The organism is Streptomyces sp. NPDC048352, from assembly GCF_040651895.1.
Lineage (GTDB): Bacteria > Actinomycetota > Actinomycetes > Streptomycetales > Streptomycetaceae > Streptomyces.
In genome coordinates, this window is the sequence record NZ_JBEZKZ010000009.1 from 80,334 (window position 1) to 104,576 (window position 24,243).

Consider the following 24,243-nt stretch of genomic DNA (forward strand, 5'->3'; position numbering starts at 1 on the left):
CAACGACGGGGGACCTCCGGGGGAAACGTGAGGGCCGGGCACGTTCCGGGCAGAACAGTCCGGGCAGAACAGTGTGAAGGACCAGACGGGGGCGGGCCCTGGCCGGGACGCCGCGGCCGCACTCCCCCTGCCGGTACCCAGGAGCCGTGGAGGCGGGCAGTGTCGAGCGCAGCCGAGCAAGAGGCGGTGGAAGCCGCCGCCAGTGGCGCCAGCAGGGGCGTCGCGGGCAGGGACGCCGTACGGGCGCGGATCCAGGCGAAGGTGTCACGGGCGGCCGCCCACCCGTCGCCACCGGTGTGGCCGGGTTCCTCGCACCCCCTGGGCGCCCGCTACCACGCGGGGCCGGGCGGGGTGGAGGGCACCAACTTCGCGCTCTGGGCGCAGGGCGCGGAGTCGGTGGAGCTGTGCCTGTTCGACGCGCTGGGGGCGGAGACCCGGTGCACCCTGGCCGAGCTCACGCACGAGATCTGGCACGGCTTCGTACCGGGCGTGCGGCCCGGGCAGCGGTACGGCTTCCGGGTGCACGGGCGCTGGGACCCGTGGACGGGTGCCCGGTACAACCCGGCGAAGCTGCTGCTGGACCCGTACGCCCGGGCCGTCGACGGGGACTTCTCGCTGCCGCCGGAGGTGTACGGGCACGTGCGGGACTGGCCGCAGCAGTACATCGCGGACACGGTGCGCGACGACCGCGACTCGGCCCCGTTCGTCCCGAAGGGGGTGGTCGTCCACGATGACGACGACTGGGCGGACGACGTCCGGCCGAAGACCCCCTGGGCCGATTCGGTGATCTACGAGCTGCACGTGCGCGGCTTCACGATGCGCCATCCGGGGGTTCCCGAGGAGCTGCGCGGCACGTACGCGGGGCTCGCGCACCCGGCGGCGTTGGAGCACCTGACGGCGCTGGGCGTGACGGCGGTGGAGCTGCTGCCGGTGCACCAGTTCGCGCACGAGGACCACCTGCTGCGCCGGGGACTGCGCAACTACTGGGGCTACAACTCGGTGGGCTACTTCGCCCCGCACGCCGGGTACTCGGCGAGCGGGACGGCCGGGCAGCAGGTCGGCGAGTTCAAGCGGATGGTGCGGGCCCTGCACGCGGCGGGGATCGAGGTCATCCTCGACGTGGTCTACAACCACACGGCGGAGGCCGGGGAGCTGGGCCCGACGCTGTCACTGCGCGGGATCGACAACCGGGGCTACTACCGGCTCCAGTCCGACCAGCGCCGCTACGCCGACTACACGGGCTGCGGGAACACCCTGCACGCCGGGCGTCCGCACGTGCTGCGCCTGATCACCGACTCCCTGCGCTACTGGGTCACGGAGATGGGGGTGGACGGCTTCCGCTTCGACCTGGCGGCGGCGCTGGCCCGCTCGATGCACGACGTGGACATGCTGTCGCCGTTCCTCGCGGTGATCGCCCAGGACCCGGTGCTGCGGCGGGTGAAGCTGATCGCGGAGCCGTGGGACGTGGGCTCGGGCGGCTACCAGGTGGGCGCGTTCCCGCCGCTGTGGACGGAGTGGAACGACCGCTACCGGGACGCCGTACGGGATTTCTGGCGCGGTGCGCTGCCCGACGTGCGGGACCTCGGGTACCGGCTGTCGGGGTCGAGCGACCTGTACGCGTGGGGCGGGCGGCGGCCGTACGCCTCGGTGAACTTCGTGACGGCGCACGACGGTTTCACCCTGCGGGACCTGGTCAGTTACGAGCGCAAGCACAACGAGGGCAACGGGGAGGCGAACCGGGACGGCACCAACGACAACCGGTCGTGGAACTGCGGCGCCGAGGGCGAGAGCGACGACCCGCGGATCGGGGCGCTGCGGCGGCGGCAGCTGCGCAACCTGCTGACGACGCTGCTGCTGTCGACGGGCGTGCCGATGCTGGTCGCGGGTGACGAGTTCGGGCGCACGCAGGGCGGCAACAACAACGCGTACTGCCAGGACAACGAGACGGGGTGGGTGGACTGGTCGCTGCTGTCGGACCCGGCGTGGAGCGAGCTGTTCGCGCTGACCCGGCGGCTGATCGCGCTGCGCCAGGCGCATCCCGTGCTGCGCCGGCGGGCGTTCTTCTCCGGGCGGGCGCAGGGCGCGGACGGGCTGCGGGACCTGGCCTGGTTCACCCCGGCGGGGGCGGAGATGACGGAGCGGGACTGGTACGCGCCGGCCGCGGCGGTGGGCCTCTACCTGTCGGGCCGCGACATCCCGGGCCGTGACGAGCGGGGCCGCCAGGTGACGGACGACAGCTTCCTGGCCCTGCTGCACGCCGGGGACCGGCCGGTGGAGTGGGTCCTGCCGGGGGCGCCGTGGGGGGCGGCGTACGAGCTGGTGCTGGACACGTCGCGGGAGTCCCAGGCGGACGCGCCGGGGACGCGTCACGGGGGCGGGGAGCCGCTGACGGTGCCGGCCCGGTCGGTGCAGCTGCTGCGGGTGGTGAGCTGACCTGCTGCCCTGAGTTGGCCGATCCGGAGCGGAAGCTTTCGTTCCCCCTGCGATGATGTGCCCTTCCTGCGAACGAACACATGACCAGACGAACAGGGGTACGCATGGGGAGGGCCGGGACCGCGCTGCGGGAACTGCGGGGGGCACAGAAGTCGGCCAAGGGGGTGTCGCTGTACTCGCGGTTCGTGAACCGGCCCGCCGGCCGCTACCTGGCCGCCGGCTCGTACGCGCTGGGTCTGACCCCCAACCAGGTGACGCTGGTCAGCGCGGCCTTCAGCTTCGCGGCCGTGGCGGCGGTCGCGCTCGCCGCGCCGACGTGGGGGCTGGGCATCGCCGTCTGGGCCGCGCTCGCCGTCGGCTTCGCCTTCGACTCGGCCGACGGGCAGCTGGCCCGGCTGCGCGGCGGCGGGAGCGCGGCGGGCGAGTGGCTCGACCACGTCGTGGACGCCGCCAAGCTGACCGCGCTGCACTCCTGCGTGCTGATCGCCTTCCACCGCTTCCCCGAGGCGTACGGGACCGGCTCGGACGGCTGGCTCCTGGTGCCGCTGGGCTTCCAGTTCGCCGCGGTCGTCACCTTCTTCGGGGGGCTGCTGACCGAGAAGCTCAAGCCCCGGCCGGCCCCGGGCAGCCCGGCCGCGGAGCCGTCGGTCCTGCGCGCGGTGGCGCTGCTGCCGGTGGACTACGGGGTGTTCTGCCTGGTGTTCCTGCTGCTGGGCGGCGGGGCGCTGTTCCGCTGGGCGTATGCGGGCCTGGGGGCGGTGGCCGCCCTGTTCCTGGTGGCGTTCCTGGTGAAGTGGTTCCGGGAGCTCAGCGCCGTTCGGCGGTGAGCTGCTCCGGCAGCGGTGCGCCCGCCGGCTGGGCGAGGGCGTCCAGGGCGCGGCGCAGCTGGGTGCTGGAGGTGTGCACGGTGTAGGGGAAGTAGACGACGTCGACCCCGTGGGCGGCGAAGTCGCGTTCCAGCTTGGCGCCCTTGGGCGTGCCCCGCCAGTCGTCGCCCTTGAAGATGACGTCGAAGCGGACCTGCTTCCAGGTCTCGACCTTGTCCGGGACGGTCTCCACGAAGGCGGCGTCGACGTACTTGACGCTGCGGACGATCTCCAGCCGCTCCACGAGCGGGATCATCGGGCGGCGGCCCTTGGCCAGTTCGGCCATCTCGTCCGAGACCACCCCGGCCACCAGGTAGTCGCAGCGGCTGCGGGCGTGCCGGAGGATGTTGAGGTGTCCTATGTGGAACAGGTCGTAGGCGCCGGGCGCGTAGCCGACCCGGTAGGGCCGGCGCACCGACGGCGCGGCCTCGGACATGTGACGTTCCGTCATGGATTCCCCCCAGGCGGCCGCACCCCCCGGTGCGGCGGATGAGCAGACAATAGCGTGCACGTTCCCCACCCTGCCGGTGAACGAATAGGGTGACGTGCGCACCATTCAGGGGAGAAGGGGACGGTCAGTGTCCACATCCGGTCACCGGCGCCTGCTGCTGGTTTCCACCAACTACGCCCCCGAGCATGCGGGCATAGGCCCCTACGCCACGCAGATCGCGGAGCACTGGGCGGGTCTCGGCCATGACACGCACGTGCTGGCGGGCATGCCCCACTACCCGGCCTGGTCGCTCGAGCCGGAGTACAAGGGGGCGCTGCGGCGCACGGAACGGCGCGCGGGAGTCACCGTGCACCGGCGCGCGCACACCGTGCCGCCGCGTCAGACCGCCGTCCGGCGGGCGCTGTTCGAAGGATCGATTCTGCTGCACGGGGCCGTGGCCCCGCCGCGGATGCCGCGGCCGGACGCGGTCATGGCGCAGATGCCGAGCCTGGCGGGCGGGGTGACGGCCGCCCGGCTCGCGGCGCGGTGGAAGGTGCCGTTCGTCCCCGTCGTCCAGGACCTGATGGGCGCCGCCGCGGCGCAGAGCGGCATCAGCGGCGGGGACAGGGCGGCCGCGCTCGCCGGGCGCGCGGAGGCGTACGCACTCAGGCGGGCCGCCCTCGTCGGCGTCATCCACGAGACGTTCGTGGACCGGGTCGTGGGAATGGGCGTGGACCCCGGGAAGATACGCCTGGTCCCCAACTGGTCCCACGTGCCCAAGCCCACCAAGCCGCGCGGGGAGACCCGCCGCCACCTCGGCTGGGCACCCGGCCAGACCGTCGTCCTGCACTCCGGGAACATGGGCCTCAAGCAGGGACTGGAGGTCCTCGTCGGTGCCGCCCGGCTGGATCCGGACGTCCGCTTCGTCCTGATGGGCGACGGCAGCCAGCGGGCCGCGCTGGCCGGCCTCGCCGCCGACGTGCCGAACCTGGACATCATCCCGCCCGCCCCCGACGGCGAGTTCCCGGACGTCCTCGCCGCCGCGGACGTCCTCGCGGTCACCCAGCACGCGGCCGTGCTGGACATGAGCGTGCCGTCCAAGCTCACCTCCTACTTCCAGGCCGGCCGGCCCGTCGTCGCCTCCGTCGCGGCGCGGGGCGGGACCGCCCAGGAGGTGGAGCGTTCGGGCGCCGGGGTGCTCGTACCGCCGGAGGACCCCGCGGCGCTGCTGAAGGCCGTACGGGCCCTGGCCGAGGACCCCGAGGGCGCCGACGCGCTGGGCGCGGCCGGACCCGCCCACGTGGCGGCCCACCTGAGCCGGGAAGCGGGGCTGGCCCGCATCGACGCACTGATCGACGAAGCACTTGGGGGTCCCCAGTCGTGACCGAGACGAACCGCCCGGCAGCGGCCCCGGCCGAGGACGAACCCGATCTGCTGCGGGACCAGTTCAGGCAGCTCCTGCGCTACCGCCGGCTCCTCGGCGCGGGCGTGGCCGTCGGCCTGCTGGGCGGCGTCTACCTCGGCGTCTCCACGGCGGACACCTACGTGTCCGTCGCGGACGTGGTGCTGCGCGCCCCCACCGACGACCCGTTCAACCCGAGCCTGGCGCCCGACAAGGCCATCAACATCGGCTCCGAGCGCCAGGTCGCGCTCTCCAGCTCCACGGCCGAGCAGGCCGCGAAGAAGCTGGGCGTCGCCGGCAAGGACTTCTCCGCCTTCCGCGCCGGCCTCCAGGTGACCAACCCGCCGCAGACGATGGTGCTCCGGTTCACCTACACCGCGGCCTCCCCCCGGGAGGCGGCCCGGCGCGCCAACGGCATGGCCGCCGCCTACCTGCTCAAGCGGCAGGAGGCCCTCGACGTCACCCGCGACACGATGGTCAAGGGGTACGAGGCCCAGCGCGACCCGGTCGCCCGGCAGCTCGACGAGGTGGCCCGGCAGATCAACGCCATGCCGGCCGGCACCGCCCGCGACGCGGCCCTCTCCTCCCGGACCGACCTCCAGAACAAGGTCAACACCCTCAACGGCAACATCGCCAAGCTGGGGGCCCTGGACATGACCCCGGGCCGGGTCACCAGCGCGGCGACCCCGCCCGCCGGGGCCGACGGGCCGGGCCTGCCCATGTCGCTGGCGCTCGGCGGGGCCGTGGGGCTCGCGCTCGGCCTGCTCGCCGCGTGGGTCCGGCTGGTCTTCGACCCGGCGCCGCGCTCCGAGGGCGACGTGGCCCGGGCCCTGCGCGCGCCCGTCCTCGGCTACCTGCCCCGCGACAGGACCGGCGGCGGCCCGCTCCTCGCGGCCGGGGAGGCCGATCCGCGGCTCGCCGAGGAGTACCGCTCGGTGGCCTTCCGGCTGGCCTACGACGCCCGTTTCGCCGACCGGCGCCGGCTGCTGGTGGTCGCCCCGCGCGGCAGCAGCGAGACGGCCGCCGCCGTGGCGGTGAACCTGGCCGCCTCCTTCGCCGAGACCGGCAAGGACGTCCTGCTCATCGAGGCCGACCTGCGCACCCCGGTCCTGGCCAGCCAGCTGCCGACCGACGCGGGCGGGCGGCCGCGCTGGAGCGCCATGCCGGGCGGCTCCGGTACCGGCGACTGCGAATGGCCCGACGGGCGCCGGCTCGTCGTGGACGCCGCGGAGTCCGGCGACTTCGACCTGATCCCCGGCGACCGGGTGCGCAACGTGCCCCGTTCGCTGACCGCCCCCCGCACCACCCGGCTGATCTCCGAGGCCGACTCCCCCAACTCCACCGTCGTGGTGCTCGCGCCGCCCGTGCTCTCGTACGCCGACGCGCTCGCCCTGGTCGACCGCGTCGACGGCGTCCTGGTGGTCTGCGACCCGCGCGCCGTGCACCGCGCCGACCTGGCCCGGATCCGCGAACTGATCAGCGGCGCGGGCGGGACCGTCCTGGGCGCGGTGCTGCACGCCCCGCCGCCCTCCGAGAAGCGCGGCGCCGGACGCGGGAGCGCCCGGGCCGCCGGCGCGCCCGCCCCCGGTGCGGTGGCGCCGCCGGCCGGCGGGGCGGACGGGACCGGCGAACAGGCCCCGGCCGAGGCCCCCGACACGGTGGCGCTGCGCACCGTCCGTACGGGCCGCAGGTGAGCCGGCGGGGTCTCGCCGCGCTCTCCTCGGTCCTGGACCAGGCCGCCTCCAGTGCCACGAACATCCTGGTGCTGGTGCTGGCCGCCCGGCTGTCACCGGCGTCGGGCTTCGCCGACTTCTCGATGGTGTACGTCGCCTTCAGCGTGCTCCTCGGGCTGAACATGGCCTACGTCGGGCAGAGCGTGGTGCTGGAGAAGGGCGAGGGGCTCGGGCGGGTGTGCCGCTCCTCCGTGCTGTTCACGGCCGCCGCCTCCGCGGTGGCCGCGCTGCTGCCCGCGCTGGCGGGCCTGGTGGTGCCCGGGGACGCCGGGCGGGCGTTCCTCGCGCTGGCCCTCGTCCTGCCGCTGGTGCTCGTGCAGGACGGGCTGCGGTACTGCTTCTCCGCCCTGCGGGTGCCCGAGCGGGCGCTGGCCGCGGACGCGCTGCGGCTGGCGTGCGTGGTCGCGGCGCTGGCCGTGCAGCCGTACGGGGCCTCCCCGGGCCGGCTCGTCCTGGTGTGGGGGCTGTCCGCGCTGCCCGCGCTGGGGCTGGGCCTGTGGCTGCTGCGGCCCTACGTGCGCGGGGTGCGGGGGGACCTGCGGCCCTATCTGCGGCGCGGGCACCTCGGCCTGCGGTTCGTCGTCGAGTTCGCCGTGGGCAACGGCTCCAGCCAGCTCGCCGTGCTCGGGCTCGGGGTGTTCGCGACGCCGCTCGCCGTCGGCGCGCTGCGCGGCGCCACCACCCTCTTCGGCCCGCTGAACGTGCTGTTCAACTCGGCGAACGCCTTCGGGCCGCCGGTGGTGGGGCGGGCTTCCGGCAAGCGGGGCGTGGTCCGGCTGACCGTGCTCATGGGGGCGGCGCTCGCGGTGCTGGGCGCGGGCTGGGCGGCGGTGCTGTACGCGCTGCCGGCCGGGCTGGGCCGCAGGCTGCTGGGCGACACCTGGGCGGCGGCCGCCGCGCTGCTGCCGGCCACGGGCGCGCAGTACGCGGTCATGGGCCTGGGCACCTGCGCCCTGCTGACCCTGCGCGTGCTCCGTCCCGAGGCCACCCTCTCGCTCCAGGTGGTGTTCTCGCTGCTGTCGGTGGGGCTGCTGCTGGGCGGGTACGCCGTGTGGGGGGTGGCGGGCGCCGCCTGGGGCCTGGCGCTGGGCTCCGCCGCGAAGGCGGCCGCCGGGTGGCTGCGGGTGGTCCGCCTGAGGGTGCCGGCGGAGGTGGCGGCCGCCGCATGAGGCACGCGGGAGCGGGCCCGGGACGGTGGCGTCCCGGGCCCGCGGTGTGTCCGGATCAGTTGTAGGTGCCGGTGAGGGAGACGCCGGTCCGGGTGCCGACCACGCCGGTCAGGTCGACCGGGGCAGCGGGCGACCAGGTGCCGTTGAAGGCGCGGATCGTGTGCAGGACCCGGCCGTCGGTGGTCACGAACGCCGCCTGGAGTTCGTTGTCGACCGCTGCCGCCGCGACGTCGGTGACCGTGACGCCCGCCGGGACGACCGCCGACAGGTCGTTCAGGACCCACTGGCCGCTCGCGAAACGGGCACCGTGGTAGCGCTTCGCGCCGCCCTCGGTGGTCACCACCAGCTGGAGGTCCCCGCCCGTCCCGGCCACGGCCACGTCGTCGACACCGGACACGCCGGTCTCGGCGGAGGCATCGCCCCAGCTGGTCCACGTCCCGTCGGCGTGCCGCACCGTGTGGAAGAGCGTGCCGTTCGACACCGCCACGATCTGCGTGTCACTGCCCACCTGGGACATGGCCACCTTCGTCACCGGCGCACCGCCCGGGTTGCCGACCGCACCGAACGGCGCCCACGTCCCGTTGGCGCGGCGGACCGTGTGGTAGACCTTCCCGTCCGCCACCACCACGACCTGGAGCTCCGTACCCGACGAAACCGCCGCCACCTGCGTCACGTTCGGCAGCGCACCGGCCTCGCCGTGCACGTCTCCGAAGCCCGCCCACTGGCCGTCCGCGAGCCGGACCGTGTGGTAGAGCCTGCCCTCGTTGTTGACCGCCAGGACGTGCGTGGTGCCGTCGATGCCCGCCTCGGCGGTGGTCCGCACACCGCCCGGGACCTCGCCGGCCACGTTCTGGACGTCGCCGAAGCCGGTCCAGGTGCGGTCCGCGTTGCGGACCGCGTGGTAGATCCCGCCGCCGGACTCCACCGCGACCTGCGCCCGCCACTGGCCCGCCGGCGCCGGCGGGGTGGTGCTCGGGGGCGGGGTGCCCGGCACGCCCACGGGCGAGACGAAGGCGAGGGCCTTGCCCGCGCCCGGGTTGACGTACGTACGCCAGTTGAACCAGCTCTTGGCGGAGACCCGGTGGCTCTCGTTGCCGCCGACGGTCTGGATCTGCGAGCCGTCGGAGGAGACCGCGACCACGAGGCTGACGTGGTTGGCCTCTCCGCTGACCGAGCCGTCGTCGTCCCACAGGACGGCGTCGCCCACCTGGGGCCCGCTGGTGTGCAGCGTGCCGTTCCGCTGGCCGTAGCTGTAGAAGGAGGCGGCCGCCGCGTTGAGGCCCGAGGTGTTGGCGCCGGCCTGCTTCCAGACCCAGCGGGAGAACTCCGCGCACCAGGCGCTCGGGTAGACGCAGCCGTAGTAGGGGGTGCAGTCGTTGCCGACCTGCGACCGGGCTATGTCGGCGACCGTCGGGGCGTGGGCCGCCGCGGGTGCGGCCGAGGCCATCCCCAGCACGGGGGCGAGGACGACGGTGGCGAGGAGGAAGGAACGGGCACGGGCCGACTTCGGGGTCTTGAACATGTCGAGGGTGTCCTTAGGGGAAGGAAGGCCGGAAGAGGAGGGGGCGGGCCGCTGGTGCCGCGTCAGTTGTAGGTGCCGGTGAGGGAGACGCCGGTCCGGGTGCCGGCCACGCCGGTCAGGTCGACCGGAGCGGCGGGCGACCAGGTGCCGTTGAAGGCGCGGATGGTGTGCAGGACCCGGCCGTCGGTCGTGACGAACGCCGCCTGGAGTTCGTTGTCGACCGCTGCCGCCGCGACGTCGGTGACCGTGACGCCCGCCGGGACGACCGCCGACAGGTCGTTCAGGACCCACTGGCCACTCGCGAAACGGGCACCGTGGTAGCGCTTCGCGCCGCCCTCGGCCGTCACCACCAACTGGAGGTCCCCGCCCGTCCCGGCCACGGCCACGTCGTCGACACCCGTCACACCGGTCTCGGCCGAGGCATCGCCCCAGGAGGTCCACGTCCCGTCGGCATGCCGCACCGTGTGGAAGAGCGTGCCGTTCGACACCGCCACGATCTGCGTGTCACTGCCCACCTGGGACATGGCCACCTTCGTCACCGGAGCCGCGCCCGGATTGCCGACCGCACCGAACGGCGCCCACGTCCCGTTCGCACGGCGCACCGTGTGGTAGACCTTCCCGTCCGCCACCACCACGACCTGGACCTCGGTGCCGGACGAGACCGCCGCCACCTGCGTGATGTTCGCCAGCGTTCCGGCCTCGCCTGCCACGTCCCCGAAGCCCGTCCAGGAGCGGTCGGCGAAGCGCAGCGCGTGGTAGAGCTTGCCCTCGTTGCTCACGGCCAGGACGTGCGTGTCGCCGTTGACGCCCGCCTCGGCGGTCGTGCGGACGCCCGTGGGGACCTCGCCCGTCACACCCAGGACGTCGCCGAAGCCGGTCCAGGTGCGGTCCGCGTTGCGGACCGCGTGGTAGATCCCGCCGCCGGACTCCACCGCGACCTGCGCCCGCCACTGGCCCGCCGGCGCCGGCGGGGTGGTCGTGTCGTCGCAGTTCTTGCTGGTCAGCGTCGAACCCATGCTGAAGGGCGTGCCGTTGAAGACGGACTGCTTGACCGCACCGTTGTACTGCTGCTCGTAGTGCAGGTGCGCACCGGTGGAGTTGCCGGTGCTGCCGACGATGCCGATCTTCTGGCCCCGCGCCACGTGTGACCCGACGCTGACGTCGTAGTCGTTGAGGTGCGCGTACAGGGTCTTCCAGCCGCTGCCGTGGTCGACGACCACGTACTTGCCGTACGAGCCGCTCAGGGTCTTGGCGACGCTGACGGTGCCCTCGGCGCTGGCGAGCACGGGCTGGTTGGCGGTGGTGGAACCGTGCGTCCAGTCGATCGCCAGCGTGGACGGGCTGTGCCCGCTGTAGGTGTTGCCCGCCCAGGCCTGACCGCAGCTGAAGGGCATCTGGTACCCGGGCCCCGCGGCGTAGGAGGGGGACGCGGCGAAGGCGACGAGGCCGGAGGCGGCGAGGGCGAGACCGGTGGCGGAGGTCAGCGCACGACGGGTGAAGGTGGTGGACATGGTGGCTCCTCGGATGTGTCGCGGGTGTCGTGCGCTGGTCAGTTGAAGGTGGCGGTGATGGACACGCCGGTGTGGGTGCCGCCGACGCCGGTCAGGTCCATGGGGGCGGCGCCCGTCCAGGTCCCGTCGAAGTGGCGGATGGTGTGCAGGACCCGGCCGTCGGTCGTGACGAACGCCGCCTGGAGTTCGTTGTCCACTGCCGCCGCCGCGACGTCGGTGACCGTGACGCCCGCCGGGACGACCGCCGACAGGTCGTTCAGGACCCACTGGCCGCTCGCGAAACGGGCACCGTGGTAGCGCTTCGCGCCGCCCTCGGCCGTCACCACCAGCTGGAGGTCACCGCCCGTCCCGGCCACGGCCACGTCGTCGACACCCGTCACACCGGTCTCGGCCGAGGCATCGCCCCAGGACGTCCACGTCCCGTCGGCGTGCCGCACCGTGTGGAAGAGCGACCCGTTCGAGACGGCCACCACCTGCGTGTCGCTGCCGACCTGCGAGACCGCCAGCTTCGTCACCGGAGCCGCGCCCGGGTTGCCGACCGCACCGAACGGCGCCCACGTCCCATTGGCGCGGCGGACCGTGTGGAAGACCTTGCCGTCCGCCACCACCACGACCTGGAGCTCCGTACCCGACGAAACCGCCGCCACCTGCGTCACGTTCGGCAGCGCACCGGCGACCGCGTGGACGTCCCCGAAGGTTCCCCAGGTGCGGTCCGCGTTGCGGATGGTGTGGTACAGCTTGCCCTCGTTGCTCACGGCCAGGACGTGCGTGTCGCCGTTGATGCCCGCCTCGGCGGTCGTGCGGACGCCGCCCGGGAGGGCCGCCGCCTCGCTGTCGACGTTGCCGAAGCGCGTCCAGGTGCCGTTGTCGAAGCGGGTGGCATGGTAGATCCCGTTGCCGGAACCGATCAGCACCTGTGCCTTCCACGACTGGGCGGGGGCCGGCGGGGTCGGGGCGTCCGGGTACGGGTCGGCGTGGTCGCTGCCGAGTCCGGCCAGGCGGCCGCAGGAGGGCCAGGCGCCCGGGCCCTGGCCCGCGAGCACCTTCTCGCCTATCAGGATCTGCTGCTTCTTGGTGGCCTGGTGGGCGTAGGCCGCGTAGGCCGTGCCCCCGTAGGCCCGCCAGGTCGACGCCGAGAACTGCAGGCCGCCGTAGTAGCCGTTGCCCGTGTTGATGCTCCAGTTCCCGGAGCTCTCGCACTGGGCGACCTTGTCCCAGGTCGCCACGCTGGCGGCGGAGGCGGGGACCGCGCCGAGGGCCAGGAACGCGGACGAGGCGACGGCCACGGTGGCGGTGAGCGAGGCGAGCGTGGTCAGGCGACGACGAGCAGACATGACAATCCCCCATAATCCGGACATGAATGAGCCACGGGTGCGCAGCGGTACGGACGCGCAGTGGTGCGGATGCGGGCGGGCGCTCAGCCGCGCCGGCCCGTTTCCCCCCGGCCCCTTGCCGCGGCCGTTGAGAGGATCATGTCCGTCGCGCCGGGGTGTGTTCCAGGGGTTCGGGGTGGCCCGAAGGTGCCTGGCCCCATGCGGCCAGGGCGCCGCGTCAGCGCAGGGTGGTGCCCTTGTCCTGGCGGTACGTGGCCACGAGCGCGAGGCACATGGCGGCGATCGCGACCCGGCCGGAGGCCTGGAGCAGCGGACCGCGCAGCAGGATGAAGGAGTACCCGGCGACCAGCGGGACCACCACCGAGATCAGGCTCCCGGGCGCGGAGCGACGCGTGGCCCGCTTGGCGTAGCGGCGGTCCACGCGGGCGGCGGCGTACCCGATGCCCAGCAGCCCGGCGCCCATGCCCACCGGGCCGAAGTCCAGCCACAGTTCGGCCCAGACGGGCGACGAGAGGTTGGTGTTGACCGTCCCCATCCACTGGCCGACCATCACGCCCGTGTCGCGCGGCTTGCCCGGCCACACCGAGCGGGGCACCGCGAAGAAGACGGATCCCGCGAGCTGGCGCCCGTAGAAGTGCCCGGGGCCGGAGCGGGAGAAGGTGATGGTGTTCGCGAACATGCCGATCTGGTCGTAGTCCTTGAGCGCCATCGGCTCCAGGAACGAGGTCGTCTCGACCGGCTTGTAGTTCTTCTCGTCGTAGCGGAAGCGGTCCGCGAACGGGAAGACGAGCAGGGCGACGACCACGGCCATCGACAGCGCCACCCGGTACATGGCGGCGCTCACCGGGAAGACGGTGAACAGCAGCGCGAACAGCACGGTCAGGAACCAGTAGCGCGGGTTCGAGACCGGGTTGTTGACGATCAGGTTCAGCACCGCCAGCGCCGACCAGGTGACGATGACGGACACCTTGCGGCGGGCGTACGTGGAGGTGATCAGCCAGCGCGTGTACAGGAGCAGCGCGAGCAGCGCGGGCACGGTGCCGAAGCCGCGCAGCAGGGCCTGCCCGGCCTGGCCGTCACCGTTGGAGACGCCCGCCTCCTGGATGCCGGCGATGATCTCCTGGCGGCTGGAGAAGAAGACGGCGGGCCCGCCGAGTTTGAGGATGAAGGCCGCACTGCCCAGGAAGGCCAGCACGGTCAGCAGCTGGAGCCGGCGCCGGTGCGCCATGACCGGCCGGGGCTCCTTCGGGGAGCCGCCCGCGCGCCCGGCGGGCCGGTGGCGGGCGAGGAGCACGCCGACGTCGAAGGCCGTGCAGCCGAGCAGCACCAGCGCGATGGCGAGGGTGAGGTCGGAGCGGGGGCCGACGACGGGGGTCGGGACCCGGCCGAGGACGGCCTGGGCGAGCGGGGCCACGCCCATGGCCATGTAGACGAACAGCCAGAAGGAACCCTGGAGCAGCTTGCGCCGGCTGGTCAGCACCATGGCGGACAGCCGCGCGCCCGCGTACGCGGTCAGCAGCAGCTGGAGCCAGAAGGCGGCGTCGCGCTGGCCGTCGCCGGACTGGACGGCGACGAAGAGCGGGAGGAACACGGTGAATCCGAGGGCGAGCGGCACGGAGAGCGCCCGCGAGAGCAGGGTGCGCGGGGTGGTGACCCTGCCCCACCGGGACTCGTCATCGAAGGACGGCGGCACCGGCCCGGCGGCGGGCGTGCGCATGTCCGTGGCCACTGTTGCCCCCACCCCTGTGCGTGATCCGCGCGCAGTCTAGTCTGACGTTCCGCGCCCGGGGAGGCGCGAGCGGGGTGGACGACGAGGGGCGACCGTTGCGGCATCTTCCTGCCTTCACGCTGGCCGGTTACGACAAGGGGCGGGGGCTGCTGACGCAGGCTCTGTGGTTCGCGGTGATGAACACCCTCTTCATGGCCTGGTTCTGTCCCGCGCGGCTGCGCGTGGCCCTGCTGCGGGCCTTCGGGGCGAAGATCGGCGAGGGGGTGCTGATCCGGCACCGGGTGCGCGTGCTGTGGCCGTGGAAGCTGGAGGTCGGCGACCACACCTGGATCGGCGAGGGCGCCTGGCTGCTCAACCTGGAGCCGGTGACCATCGGTTCGCACGTGTGCCTCTCCCAGGAGTCGGTGCTGTGCACCGGCTCGCACGACCACCGCGCCGCCGACTTCCGCTACCGCAACGCCCCCATCACCGTCGAGGACGGCGCGTGGGTGGCCGTACGGGCGACCGTGCTGGCGGGCGTGACGGTCGGCCGGTGCGCGGTGGCGGGCGCGGGCGCGGTGGTCCACAAGGACCTCCCCGCGCTCACCCTGCAGACCCAGGACGGGCGGCGCCGCCCGGTGGAGGAGCCGAAGTGAGAGTCCTGCACGCCGTCACCCTCCACTCCCCCTCGCACGCCTTCGGCGGGCCGGTACGGGTGGCCCTCAACCTGGCCAAGGGCCTGCGGGCCCGGGGCCACGAGGCGCGCCTCCTGGCCCTGGGCGAGGGCTTCGACCCGTGGCCCACCTCGGTGGAGGGGGTTCCGGCGAAGCTGTTCCCGGCCCGGCGCCTGCTGCCGCTCGGCTTCAGCGGGATCACCTCGCCGGCCCTGCTGGCCTCGGCGACCCGGCTGGTGCGGGACGCGGACCTGGTCCACGTCCACCTCGCCCGTGACCTGGTCACCCTGCCCCTGGCCCTGGCGGCCCTGCGCTGCGGCAAGCCGCTCGTCCTGCAGACCCACGGCATGGTGGACCCGAGCGACAGGATCCTGGCCAAGGTCCTCGACGCGGTGGCGGTACGCCGCCTGCTGCGCGGCGCGGACACGGTGCTGTACCTGACCCCGCACGAGCGGGAGGGCCTGGACGCGGTGGCCGGCTCTCCGCTCGCGCGGGCCGTCCGGCTGGTCAACGGCACCCCCGCGCAGGAGGAGCGCCCGCCGCTGGGCGGGCCGCCGCGCATCCTGTACGCGGCCCGCCTCCAGGCCCGCAAGCGGCCGGTGGACTTCGTGGACGCGGCTCCGGCGGTGCTCGCCGTGCACCCGGACGCGGAGTTCGTGGTGGCCGGCCCGGACGAGGGCGAGCTGTCGGCGGTCCGGGCCCGTGTCGCGGCCCTGGGCCTGGGCAACCGGTTCACGGTCCCGGGCGCCCTGTCCGGTGCCGGGGTCCTCGCGGAGCTGCGCCGGGCGCACGTGTACGTACTGCCGTCGGTGGACGAGCCGTTCCCGATGTCGGTGCTCGAGGCCCTCGCCGTCGGCGTCCCGGCGGTGGTCACCCACTCCAACGGCCTCGCCCGCGACATCGCCGCGGCCGACGCCGGCCGGGCGGTCGCCCCGGGGCCGCGGACGGTGGCGGAAGCCGTCCTCGACCTCCTGGACCCCGTCGCGAACACCCGGGCCTCCGCCGCCGCACGCGAGCTGGCCGCCGGCGCCTTCTCGATGGACGCGGTACTCGACACCCTGACGGCCGTCTACGAGGGCGCCGCGCGGCGCTGACGCGGCCGGAGGCCTCAGATCTCGTCGCGGTGGTGGAGGTGTTCCTCCACCACCGGGAAGGCGGCCGTGGCGCGGCGGCGCCGCAGGACGCTCGCGTAGACGGCGAGGCCGACGCAGCCGGCCGCCATCATGATCAGGCCGACGAGGTCGAGGTTGACGCTCTCCAGCTCCCAGTCGCTCGCGAAGGTGAGGATGGCCCCCACCACGATGAGGGCGATGCAACCACCGATGCCCCGCATAGGATTCGCCTCCGCTGTGTCGTGTGACGGCGCGGGTACCCGCAAGGCGGAGGCGAAAACCCGGCCGGGCCGGGCGAGTTACGCGGGGATCCAGGCGTAGCAGCCGGTCGAGGTGAACTGGGCGGCACCGGAGGGGACGGTGGCGGTGATGCGGTCGCCCGGCTTGGGCGGGGCCTCCGGGCCCGAGGCGAGGACGGCGCCGTCCTTGGCCCTGGCCTCCCAGGTGCAGGTGGTGCTCTGGGTCAGGGCCCGGTAGGTGCCGGGGGCGGGGGCGGTGCGGGGGCCGTCGCCGAAGCCCTTCTCGGCTGCCGCCAGGACCGGCTTCTGATCCGGGCACAGGAAGGTGATCGCGTCCTTCGCGCCGGTGACCTCCCCGGAGATGATCGACGCCGCCGCCGCGTCCTTGTCCCGCTTGGCGGTGCGTTCCACCCGCTGGCAGGTCTCCTGGCCGGTCTGGAGGACGGCCGCCGGGTCCGTCTTCTCCGGGACGCGGCCGCTGAGGTACTTCTTCTCGTTCTCCTTGAAGCTGCCCGTCTTCGGCGTGAGCTTCGCGTCCGGCAGGACCGGGCCCGGGGGCTTGGCCTGCGGCGCGGTCGCGGCGTCCGCGGGCACGTCCGCCGGGTCGGGGGCCGAGGACGAGGCCGGCGGCTTGGGCTCGGCGGCCTTGGCGGTGTCTGCCGTGCCGTCGGCCTTCGAACTGCAGCCGGTCAGCGTCAGGGCGGCGGCCAGCAGGACAGCAGCCGCTGCGGAGCGTCGGTACATCGTGGGGCTCCCGTACGTACTGGGTGGAGAGGCGTACGGGGCCCGGCGGTCCGGCCGGCCGGGCCCCGTACGCCGTCAGGCGGTTACTTCTGGCCGAAGGTGAGGACCAGCTGCGGAACGGCGTCCGTGGCGGTCGACTCCGAGGACCAGAGCCAGAGCGGGTCGGTGCCCGTGCTGGTCAGGCCGAGGCTGTAGCTGCTGCCCAGCACCGCGGAGACCGCGGCGGTGTCCAGTTCGACGTTCTGCACGGCCGAGCCGTCCGGCACGCCCGCGATGCTGCCGAGCGGGGTGGTGCCGAGGGTGGGCTTGGTGTTGTACGTCGTCCCGCCCCCGCTCCAGGTGCCGGTGACCGGAACCACGGAGACGGTGTCGGCGGTGCCCGCACCGCTCTGCGTGGAGGTCTTGAACTGGAGGGAGGCGGCCTTCAGGACCTGTCCGGCCGGGGCGGCCGGGAGGGTGAAGCGCAGGTACGTCTCGTACGCGGAGGTGCCGCGGACCGCGAGCGAGGCCGAGGTGCCGTAGGCCGTGCCCGGCGCACCCTGGTTGATGTAGGTGTCCTCGGTCGCGGCGGCCTTGGCGACCGTGTCGACCGGCGCCTTGGCCAGGTCGTAGTGGGACTTGACCTGGGCCTGGCTGAGCGCCGTCGGGTAGACGGCGGTCTCGTCGATCTGGCCGGCGAAGAAGTTGCTCGTCGGGCGGTTCGGCCAGCTGCTGAGGTTGTCGCCGCCGACGTGCCAGTAGCCGGCGTACGGGGTGGAGGTCGTGGCGCTGTTCGTGCCCTTGTTCTGGCCGTCCACGTAGAGGGTCATGCCGCCGGGGCCCTGCGTGCCGACGACGTGGTGCCACTTGTTGTCGTTGTACGTCTCGAACAGGCCGGTGCTGATGGTGCGGGCCGAGCCGTTGTAGACGCCGAAGACCAGGCGGCCGGTGTTGGTCATGTACAGCTGCTTGTCGTACGAGCCGCTGCTGTTGACCGTGTTGTTGCCGAAGCCGATGAGCTTGCCGCCGCGGGTGGTGTTCGTCCTGAACCACGTCTCGACCGTGAAGGAGCTGCCGACGGTCTGGCGGTGGTCGCTGTACACCTGCTGGCTGGTGCCGTTGAAGCCCATCGCCGTGCTGGTGCCGGTGACCGCGCCCGGGCTCTGGCGCAGCGCCGGGGCGCTGACCTGGATGCCGCTGGTGTTGCCGCCGTCGGAGGAGTCCGCGACGTACGGGCTGACCGTGTCGTCGTAGCGCCAGTACAGCTGGGCGCCGTCCGCGCGGACCTTCTCCGGGTACGCCGCGGCGGTCGTCGGGACGGTCACGGAGACGTTCGCCGACAGGGCGCTGGTGTTGCCGGCGGCGTCGGTGGCGGTCACCCGGTAGGTGTAGGACTGGCCGGCCTTCACGGTGGTGTCGTTCCAGGAGGCCTGCGGCCGCTCGAACTCCAGGGAGTCGGCGGTCATGGTGTGGATCGGGGTGGCCGAGCCATTGCGGTAGATCCGGTAGGTCAGCTTGCTGTCGTCCTGGTCGTAGCTGGTGCGCCAGCGGACCTGGACCTCACCGGGCCTGACGCTCGCGGCGGAGGCGGACGGGGTGGTGGGCGCGCCGGTGTCGCCGGTGTTCGCGAAGCGGGTCAGACCTTGCTGCGGCTGGCCGTTGATGAGGGTGAACTCGCCGCCCGCCCACAGGTACTTGACGCCGTCCTTCTCGGCCACGGACATGACGCGCGGGCCGATGCCCTCGCCGATGCCGTCGTTGGCGGTGGGGTGCCAGCCGAGCTTGCGCGGACCGCGGACGAAGCCGTCCACGGGCGCGGGGGCGGCTCCGGTGTGGTCGGTGGGCTGGGCCAGGAAGAAGTTGCGCTTGCCGTCGGGGAACTCCAGCTCGGTGGAGCAGTCGTGCGCGTGGGAGGAGCTGTAGAGCACTCCGTCGTACGGCAGCACGTACTGGGTCGCGCCGAGGCAGCGGTCGCGCCACTTCTCGTTGAAGTCGGGGTTCAGGCCGAGGCGGCCGTCGAAGACGCCGCCGCCGGAGCCCTCGTTGGCGGCGTAGTAGCCCGTCGCGTCGGCCGAGATGTGCTTGACGACCGAGTTGGAGGGGATGGTGGAGTAGGTCTTGGCGACCGCGCCCGTGGTGGCGTCGACGACGGCCAGCGCGTGGGAGTTGGCGCCGTTGACCGTGAAGAAGTCGCCGCCGAGCAGGACCTTCTTGCCGTCGTTGCTGACCTTGACCGCCCGGGCGGGCTCGTCCGCGTTGGCGGTGAAGGGCCTCAGGGCACCGGAGGCGGCGTCGACCGCGGCGAACCGCTCGCGGATCTGGCCCTCGACGGTGGTGAAGTCGCCGGCCACGTACAGGGTGTCGTCGGTGACGTCGAGCGCGCGCACGGTGGCGGGTACGCCCGGGTGGAAGGAGGCCCTGGGGGTGCAGGTCTCGATGTCGATCGCCGCGAGGCTGGAGACGGGGGTGCCGTTGACGGCGCCGAAGTAGCCGCCCGCGTACAGGGTCTTCTTGTCCTTGGAGACGGCCAACGCCCGGACGGTCGCGCTGCCGTCGCCGACGGTGAAGGCCAGCTTGCAGGAGGTGGGGGCGCCCGTCGCGGCGTCGAGCGCGACGAAGTTCACGGCCTCCTGCTCGGTGCCGCCGACGGCGTCCGGCGGGCGGACCGCCGAGAAGGTGCCGCCGGCGAAGACGGTGCCGTTCGCCTGGTCCATCGCGAAGACGACGCCGTTCGGCTGCCAGGTGGGCAGCTCGTCGGCGGTGAACGCCACCGGCGGGGTGATGGCGGACGCCTGCGGCATCAGCACCAGGCCGAGACCGGTGCCGGCGCCGGCGAGTGACAGGGCGAGGGCAGCAGTCAGCCCTCTGGATCTACGCATGAGCCCCCCAGGGCTAGTGCCCGGTTTGATGGCTGGAACTATCCGAACAGCCATATGTACTGGCGCAGACTAGGGCTCACGCGAGAGCCCGGTCACCTCACTTGACCCGTTGCATACCAACTTGGAATCAACGGAGTTCAGCGTGGCAGGCGCACGAGGGACACATATGGCGGGTGTGGTCCCGTCCACACCCCGCACGAAGCCCTGGCCGGGCGTGCGGAGGTGGCCGGAACGCGTCAAATCCTAGGTCAGGACGAGGGGTTCAGCGGTCGATGCGCACCGTCGCGCCCGCCAGCTGGTCCTCGACCTGCCGGACGTCGGCATCGACCATGATCCGGGCGAGTTCGGGCACCAGGACCGACGGCTTCCAGCCGAGGATCTCCCGCGCCTTGGAGGCGTCCCCGATGAGGGCGTCGACCTCGCTGGGACGCTCGTACTTGGCGTCGTACCGCACGTGCTCGGTCCAGTCGAGGCCCGCGTGGGCGAAGGAGGACTCGACGAACTCCCTCACGGTGGCGGCGACTCCGGTGGCGACCACGTAGTCGGTCGGCTCGTCCTGCTGGAGCATCCGCCACATCGCGTCCACGTACTCGGGGGCGTAGCCCCAGTCGCGGACGGCGTCGAGGTTGCCGAGGTACAGGTGCTCCTGGAGCCCGGCCTTGATGCGGGCCACGGCGCGGGTGATCTTGCGGGTCACGAAGGTCTCGCCGCGGCGGGGGGACTCGTGGTTGAAGAGGATCCCGTTGACGGCGAACATGTCGTACGCCTCGCGGTAGTTGACCGTGGTCCAGTACCCGAAGACCTTGGCCGCCCCGTACGGGCTGCGCGGGTGGAAGGGGGTGTCCTCGTTCTGCGGGGGCGGGGTGGCGCCGTACATCTCGGACGACGAGGCCTGGTAGATCCGGGTGTCCACGCCGCTGGCCCGGATGGCCTCCAGCAGGCGCAGCGCGCCGAGGCCGGTCACGTCGCCCGTGTAGAGGGGGGCGTCGAAGGAGACGCGGACGTGCGACTGGGCGCCCAGGTTGTAGACCTCGTCGGGGCGTATGTCGCGCAGCAGGTTCACCAGTGCGACGCCGTCGGAGAGGTCGGCGTGGTGCAGGAAGAAGGACCGGTCCGCGGTGTGGGGGTCCTGGTAGACGTGGTCGATCCGCTCCGTGTTGAAGCTGGAGGACCGCCGCACGAGCCCGTGCACCGTGTAGCCCTTGGAGAGCAGGAGCTCGGCGAGGTACGAGCCGTCCTGCCCGGTGACGCCGGTGATCAGTGCGATCTTGCCCATGTGGTATCCCCCTGGAAGTGGTTGCTGTTCCGATGCGGTCCGGATGGTCCGTCCGGGGTGCCGGCGCTCCTGGTCGAGCCCGGCCGTGGCCGGTGGTCGCCGGCCGGTTGACGGTCGCCGCCCCTGGCCGGGCGGCCGCCCGTCGGGCGTCGGGGCGCAGGGCCCCCGACGGCCCCTGCGGCACGGCCCTCGGCCGGCGGCGGGCCGGGCGGCCCGCCCCTGGTCCGCGGCTGGATGCGTACCGTACACGCCCGGCCCCGCGCGCCTCGGCGCGGGATGGTGCCGCACGCCCCGGCCCCGTCGATCTGTGGGCGGCAACCGCCGTTCGGGCACAGGCACTTGTGGCCCGGCCGCTCGGCGGGCAGCGCCTCGGACGCCGACGGGGCCCGGCGCTCCGGAGCATGCCCCGGCAACGGCGGCGCGCCCGTGCGAGGCGCCCCGGGCGGACGGCCCGGTGCACCCGGGGACGGCGCGCACGGGCCCCGGCCTCCCCGGGGAGCCCGCGGCAGCGGACTGGCATCATCGGCGGTATGACAAGTTCGCAGCCCCTGCTGCCCCCGCACGCCCGCGTCTTCGTCGCCGGACACCGCGGCCTCGTGGGGTCCGCCGTCGCCCGCCGCCTGACCGCCGACGGCCACGAGGTGCTCACCCGCGGCCGCGCCGACCTCGACCTGCGCGACGCCGCCGCGACCGGTGCGTACCTGCGGGACGTCCGCCCGGACGCGGTCGTCCTGGCCGCTGCCAAGGTCGGCGGGATCATGGCCAACAGCACGTACCCGGTGCAGTTCCTGGAGGACAACCTCCGCATCCAGCTGAGCGTCGTCTCCGGGTCGTACGCCGCCGGCGTGGGCCGGCTGCTGTTCCTCGGCTCCTCCTGCATCTACCCGAAGCTGGCCCCGCAGCCCATCAGCGAGGACGCCCTGCTGACCGGCCCGCTGGAGCCCACCAACGAGGCGTACGCCCTCGCGAAGATCGCCGGCATCGTGCAGGTCCAGTCGTACCGCAGGCAGTACGGGGCCTCCTACATCTCGGCCATGCCCACGAACCTCTACGGCCCGGGCGACAACTTCGACCTGGAGTCCTCGCACGTGCTGCCGGCCCTCATCCGCCGCTTCCACGAGGCCGCCGCCGAAGGCCGCGAGGAGGTCACCCTCTGGGGATCGGGCACGCCCCGGCGGGAGTTCCTCCACGTGGGCGACCTCGCGGCCGCCTGCGCGGTACTGCTGGAGCGCTACGACGGGGACGAGCCCGTCAACATCGGCTGCGGCGAGGACCTGACCATCAAGGCGCTGGCCGAGACCGTCGCCGAGGTGACCGGCTTCGAGGGCCGGCTGGCCTGGGACACCACGAAGCCGGACGGGACGCCCCGCAAGCTGCTCGACGTCTCCCGCCTGACCTCGCTGGGCTGGAAGCCGGGCATCGCGCTGCGCGACGGCATCGACGCCACCTACCGCTGGTGGCTCGACCAGGGCTGATCTCACGCGCCGGCCCCTCAGTACGCTCCGCGGCCGTCGACGACGGCGCGGAGGGTACGGCCCATGACGTCGACGTCACTGGTGAAGGACCAGTTGTCGACGTACTGGAGATCAAGCTGAATCGTTTCGTCCCAGGACAGGTCCGACCGTCCGCTGATCTGCCACAGCCCCGTCATCCCGGGCCGTACGCTGAGCCGGCGCAGCTCGACCTCGTCGTACTCCGCCACCTCCTCCGGCAGCGGCGGGCGCGGCCCGACCAGCGACATGCTGCCCGTCAGTACGTTGACCAGCTGGGGCAGTTCGTCCAGGGAGGTCCGGCGCAGCAGCCGGCCCACCCGGGTGACCCGGGGATCGCGGCGCATCTTGAACATCGGGCCGTCGTTCTCGTTGGCCACCGCCAGGTCGGCCTTGCGCCGGTCGGCGTCCACCACCATCGTGCGGAACTTCCACATGACGAAGGGGACCCCGTCACGCCCGATCCTCCGCTGGCTGTAGAAGGCCGGGCCGGGCGAGCCGAGCCGGACGGCCAGCACCAGCCCGAGGAACAGCGGCGCCAGCACGAGCAGTCCGACGGCGGCCCCCGTCCGGTCGAGCACCGACTTGAGCAGGGGCTGCACCCCCCGCCGCACGGGCGGCGCGACCCGCAGGACGGCGAGCCCGCCGGCCGACAGGGTCTCCAGCCGCTTGACGGAGACCTCCACCAGCCCGGGGAAGACGGCCAGGTCGAGGCCTTCGTCGTGCAGGGCCCAGGCCACCCGGCGCAGCCGCTCCCCCGCGATCCGCGCCCCGGGCGCGACCAGCACCAGGTCGGCGTGGTGGCTGCGGACGGCGGCCAGCACGGCGGCGGAGTCCCCGTTCGGCGCCCCGGGCATCGAGGCGTCCAGCCGGGCCGCGACGGGCATCCCGCCCACCAGGGGTCCCTCGCCGACCGGGACCACGCCGACGACGACGTACGGGTGGTCGGTGCGCGCGGCCAGGTGCGCGATGACGTGCTCGGCCGCGGCGGGCTCCCCCACCACCAGCACCCGGCTGACGGCCTGCGCCTCGCGCCGGGCCGCTGACAGGTGGTGGTACGTCAGTTTGTGGCAGGCGACGGTGACGAGCAGCGCGGGCAGCAGTGCCCCCAGGGCCGCGAGCCGGGGGGTCTCCTCCCCCGTCACCACGCGGACGACGGCCAGGACACCGATCAGAATGAGCCAGTCGTGCACGACGGGCAGCACCCCGCGGGATTCGCCGAGCGCGCGGGCCGCGTAGCGTCGGCGCAGGGCCTGTACGCCGGTCCAGGCGAGGGCCGCGCCGAGGGCGCAGTACTCCGGCCTGGCCTGCTGGGCGGCCCCGAAGACCAGGCCGACGGGCACGGCGGCGCCGGCGAGGTCGGCGGTCACGGCCGCGGGCAGGTACCACCGCGCCTTGTCGCACAGCCGCCGGACCGGGGCCGCCGCGGGCCCCTCGGACCCGGCGGCCTCCGGGGCCACCCTTTGCGCAGGAAAACGGACATGCCTCATGGGCCCCCCTGGCACGTGGTCTATGTCGGTGGCGCCTGCCTGCCGCTTCCCCTGGCGGCGGGCGTCTGTCGCACCGGCAAACAGTACGACAAACACCCGTACGGTAGGTGCCGTTCGGGTGAACGAGACCTCTCGTTGCCCAGGCGTTGACACCCGGCGGCAGCCGCACCGGCCGCCACCGGCTCCCTTCCCCCACGAAGGTGAATGGTCCGGATACCGGATACGTCTCTTCGGACAACGGACTGTTTCCAG

At 73.4% G+C, this 24,243-nt stretch carries 18 protein-coding genes; 8 read left to right on the plus strand and 10 right to left on the minus strand.

Features of this window, described 5'->3' with window-relative positions:
- The first annotated feature begins 159 nt into the window (after positions 1–159).
- Both glgX and AB0D45_RS07810 read left to right on the plus strand, forming a co-directional pair.
- Entirely contained in the window at positions 160–2,433 is a 2,274-nt protein-coding gene (glgX, locus tag AB0D45_RS07805) for a glycogen debranching protein GlgX (protein WP_362455899.1), read from the plus strand.
- A gap of 104 nt (positions 2,434–2,537) precedes the next feature.
- Complete coding sequence (locus AB0D45_RS07810; RefSeq protein WP_362455901.1) at positions 2,538–3,260, plus strand: CDP-alcohol phosphatidyltransferase family protein; 723 nt, start codon at positions 2,538–2,540, stop codon at positions 3,258–3,260.
- Here the strand turns inward: AB0D45_RS07810 and AB0D45_RS07815 are convergent.
- Positions 3,241–3,750 carry an adenylyltransferase/cytidyltransferase family protein gene (locus AB0D45_RS07815; protein ID WP_362455903.1) on the minus strand — a complete coding sequence of 170 codons (510 nt, stop codon included), beginning with the start codon at positions 3,748–3,750 and terminating at the stop codon, positions 3,241–3,243. The two genes, AB0D45_RS07810 and AB0D45_RS07815, sit on opposite strands and share 20 nt — an antisense overlap.
- Before the next feature lie 157 nt (positions 3,751–3,907).
- On the opposite strand from AB0D45_RS07815, the gene AB0D45_RS07820 reads away from it, so the two are divergent.
- From AB0D45_RS07820 to AB0D45_RS07830, 3 genes are read left to right on the plus strand one after another with little or no spacing between them, the layout of a single operon-like run.
- Positions 3,908–5,113 carry a glycosyltransferase family 4 protein gene (locus AB0D45_RS07820; RefSeq protein ID WP_362455951.1) on the plus strand — a complete coding sequence of 402 codons (1,206 nt, stop codon included), beginning with the start codon at positions 3,908–3,910 and terminating at the stop codon, positions 5,111–5,113.
- A complete protein-coding gene (locus AB0D45_RS07825; RefSeq protein WP_361602707.1) occupies positions 5,110–6,825 on the plus strand; it encodes a lipopolysaccharide biosynthesis protein in 1,716 nt (571 codons plus the stop codon). The genes AB0D45_RS07820 and AB0D45_RS07825 overlap by 4 nt, the downstream gene beginning before the upstream one ends.
- Positions 6,822–8,033 (plus strand): hypothetical protein, encoded by a 1,212-nt coding sequence (locus AB0D45_RS07830; RefSeq protein WP_362455905.1) that lies wholly within the window; start codon positions 6,822–6,824, stop codon positions 8,031–8,033. Before AB0D45_RS07825 ends, AB0D45_RS07830 begins: the two co-directional genes overlap by 4 nt.
- A 55-nt stretch (positions 8,034–8,088) precedes the next feature.
- On the opposite strand, the gene AB0D45_RS07835 is transcribed toward AB0D45_RS07830, so the two are convergent.
- The 4 genes from AB0D45_RS07835 to AB0D45_RS07850 all read right to left on the minus strand — a co-directional run bounded on the left by AB0D45_RS07835 (position 8,089) and on the right by AB0D45_RS07850 (position 14,117).
- A complete protein-coding gene (locus tag AB0D45_RS07835) occupies positions 8,089–9,555 on the minus strand; it encodes a CHAP domain-containing protein (RefSeq protein WP_362455906.1) in 1,467 nt (488 codons plus the stop codon).
- Positions 9,556–9,617: 62 nt separating this feature from the next.
- Entirely contained in the window at positions 9,618–11,066 is a 1,449-nt protein-coding gene (locus AB0D45_RS07840) for a M23 family metallopeptidase (RefSeq protein WP_362455907.1), read from the minus strand.
- Positions 11,067–11,104: 38 nt separating this feature from the next.
- Positions 11,105–12,400, minus strand: coding sequence for a transglycosylase family protein (locus tag AB0D45_RS07845; RefSeq protein WP_362455908.1), 1,296 nt, complete (start codon positions 12,398–12,400; stop codon positions 11,105–11,107).
- Positions 12,401–12,617: 217 nt separating this feature from the next.
- Complete coding sequence (locus AB0D45_RS07850) at positions 12,618–14,117, minus strand: hypothetical protein (RefSeq protein WP_362455909.1); 1,500 nt, start codon at positions 14,115–14,117, stop codon at positions 12,618–12,620.
- Between the two features lie 107 nt (positions 14,118–14,224).
- Here AB0D45_RS07850 and AB0D45_RS07855 point away from each other — a divergent pair, with 107 nt between their 5' ends.
- Together AB0D45_RS07855 and AB0D45_RS07860 are read left to right on the plus strand one after the other, a co-directional pair.
- Positions 14,225–14,764 (plus strand): WcaF family extracellular polysaccharide biosynthesis acetyltransferase, encoded by a 540-nt coding sequence (locus AB0D45_RS07855; RefSeq protein WP_361602689.1) that lies wholly within the window; start codon positions 14,225–14,227, stop codon positions 14,762–14,764.
- Positions 14,761–15,876, plus strand: coding sequence for a glycosyltransferase (locus AB0D45_RS07860; RefSeq protein ID WP_362455910.1), 1,116 nt, complete (start codon positions 14,761–14,763; stop codon positions 15,874–15,876). Before AB0D45_RS07855 ends, AB0D45_RS07860 begins: the two co-directional genes overlap by 4 nt.
- A gap of 14 nt (positions 15,877–15,890) precedes the next feature.
- Here the strand turns inward: AB0D45_RS07860 and AB0D45_RS07865 are convergent, their stop codons facing one another.
- From AB0D45_RS07865 to gmd, 4 genes are all read right to left on the minus strand, one after another.
- Positions 15,891–16,115 carry a DUF6458 family protein gene (locus AB0D45_RS07865; RefSeq protein ID WP_361602683.1) on the minus strand — a complete coding sequence of 75 codons (225 nt, stop codon included), beginning with the start codon at positions 16,113–16,115 and terminating at the stop codon, positions 15,891–15,893.
- Between the two features lie 78 nt (positions 16,116–16,193).
- Positions 16,194–16,877 carry a hypothetical protein gene (locus AB0D45_RS07870; protein ID WP_362455911.1) on the minus strand — a complete coding sequence of 228 codons (684 nt, stop codon included), beginning with the start codon at positions 16,875–16,877 and terminating at the stop codon, positions 16,194–16,196.
- 83 nt (positions 16,878–16,960) lie between these two features.
- The gene (locus AB0D45_RS07875) at positions 16,961–19,735 is read right to left on the minus strand and encodes a LamG-like jellyroll fold domain-containing protein (protein WP_362455913.1); all 2,775 of its coding nucleotides are present in this window, start codon (positions 19,733–19,735) and stop codon (positions 16,961–16,963) included.
- Positions 19,736–19,997: 262 nt separating this feature from the next.
- The gene (gene gmd, locus AB0D45_RS07880) at positions 19,998–21,011 is read right to left on the minus strand and encodes a GDP-mannose 4,6-dehydratase (RefSeq protein ID WP_362455915.1); all 1,014 of its coding nucleotides are present in this window, start codon (positions 21,009–21,011) and stop codon (positions 19,998–20,000) included.
- 530 nt (positions 21,012–21,541) lie between these two features.
- Here gmd and AB0D45_RS07885 point away from each other — a divergent pair.
- Positions 21,542–22,486, plus strand: a complete 945-nt coding sequence (locus AB0D45_RS07885; protein ID WP_362455917.1) for a GDP-L-fucose synthase — start codon at positions 21,542–21,544, stop codon at positions 22,484–22,486.
- 17 nt (positions 22,487–22,503) lie between these two features.
- Here AB0D45_RS07885 and AB0D45_RS07890 read toward each other — a convergent pair whose 3' ends face one another.
- Positions 22,504–23,991 carry a sugar transferase gene (locus AB0D45_RS07890; protein WP_362455919.1) on the minus strand — a complete coding sequence of 496 codons (1,488 nt, stop codon included), beginning with the start codon at positions 23,989–23,991 and terminating at the stop codon, positions 22,504–22,506.
- Positions 23,992–24,243: the final 252 nt, after the last annotated feature.

Excerpts from the sequence above, each read along its gene's own strand:
- AB0D45_RS07840 (WP_362455907.1), bottom strand. The coding sequence starts at position 11,066 with ATGTCCACCACCTTCACCCGTCGTGCGCTGACCTCCGCCACCGGTCTC.
- AB0D45_RS07870 (WP_362455911.1), bottom strand. The coding sequence starts at position 16,877 with ATGTACCGACGCTCCGCAGCGGCTGCTGTCCTGCTGGCCGCCGCCCTG.
- AB0D45_RS07835 (WP_362455906.1), bottom strand. The coding sequence starts at position 9,555 with ATGTTCAAGACCCCGAAGTCGGCCCGTGCCCGTTCCTTCCTCCTCGCC.
- AB0D45_RS07865 (WP_361602683.1), bottom strand. The coding sequence starts at position 16,115 with ATGCGGGGCATCGGTGGTTGCATCGCCCTCATCGTGGTGGGGGCCATC.
- AB0D45_RS07885 (WP_362455917.1), top strand. The coding sequence starts at position 21,542 with ATGACAAGTTCGCAGCCCCTGCTGCCCCCGCACGCCCGCGTCTTCGTC.
- AB0D45_RS07875 (WP_362455913.1), bottom strand. The coding sequence starts at position 19,735 with ATGCGTAGATCCAGAGGGCTGACTGCTGCCCTCGCCCTGTCACTCGCC.
- AB0D45_RS07815 (WP_362455903.1), bottom strand. The coding sequence starts at position 3,750 with ATGACGGAACGTCACATGTCCGAGGCCGCGCCGTCGGTGCGCCGGCCC.
- AB0D45_RS07890 (WP_362455919.1), bottom strand. The coding sequence starts at position 23,991 with ATGAGGCATGTCCGTTTTCCTGCGCAAAGGGTGGCCCCGGAGGCCGCC.
- AB0D45_RS07850 (WP_362455909.1), bottom strand. The coding sequence starts at position 14,117 with ATGCGCACGCCCGCCGCCGGGCCGGTGCCGCCGTCCTTCGATGACGAG.
- AB0D45_RS07810 (WP_362455901.1), top strand. The coding sequence starts at position 2,538 with ATGGGGAGGGCCGGGACCGCGCTGCGGGAACTGCGGGGGGCACAGAAG.
- AB0D45_RS07845 (WP_362455908.1), bottom strand. The coding sequence starts at position 12,400 with ATGTCTGCTCGTCGTCGCCTGACCACGCTCGCCTCGCTCACCGCCACC.
- gmd (WP_362455915.1), bottom strand. The coding sequence starts at position 21,011 with ATGGGCAAGATCGCACTGATCACCGGCGTCACCGGGCAGGACGGCTCG.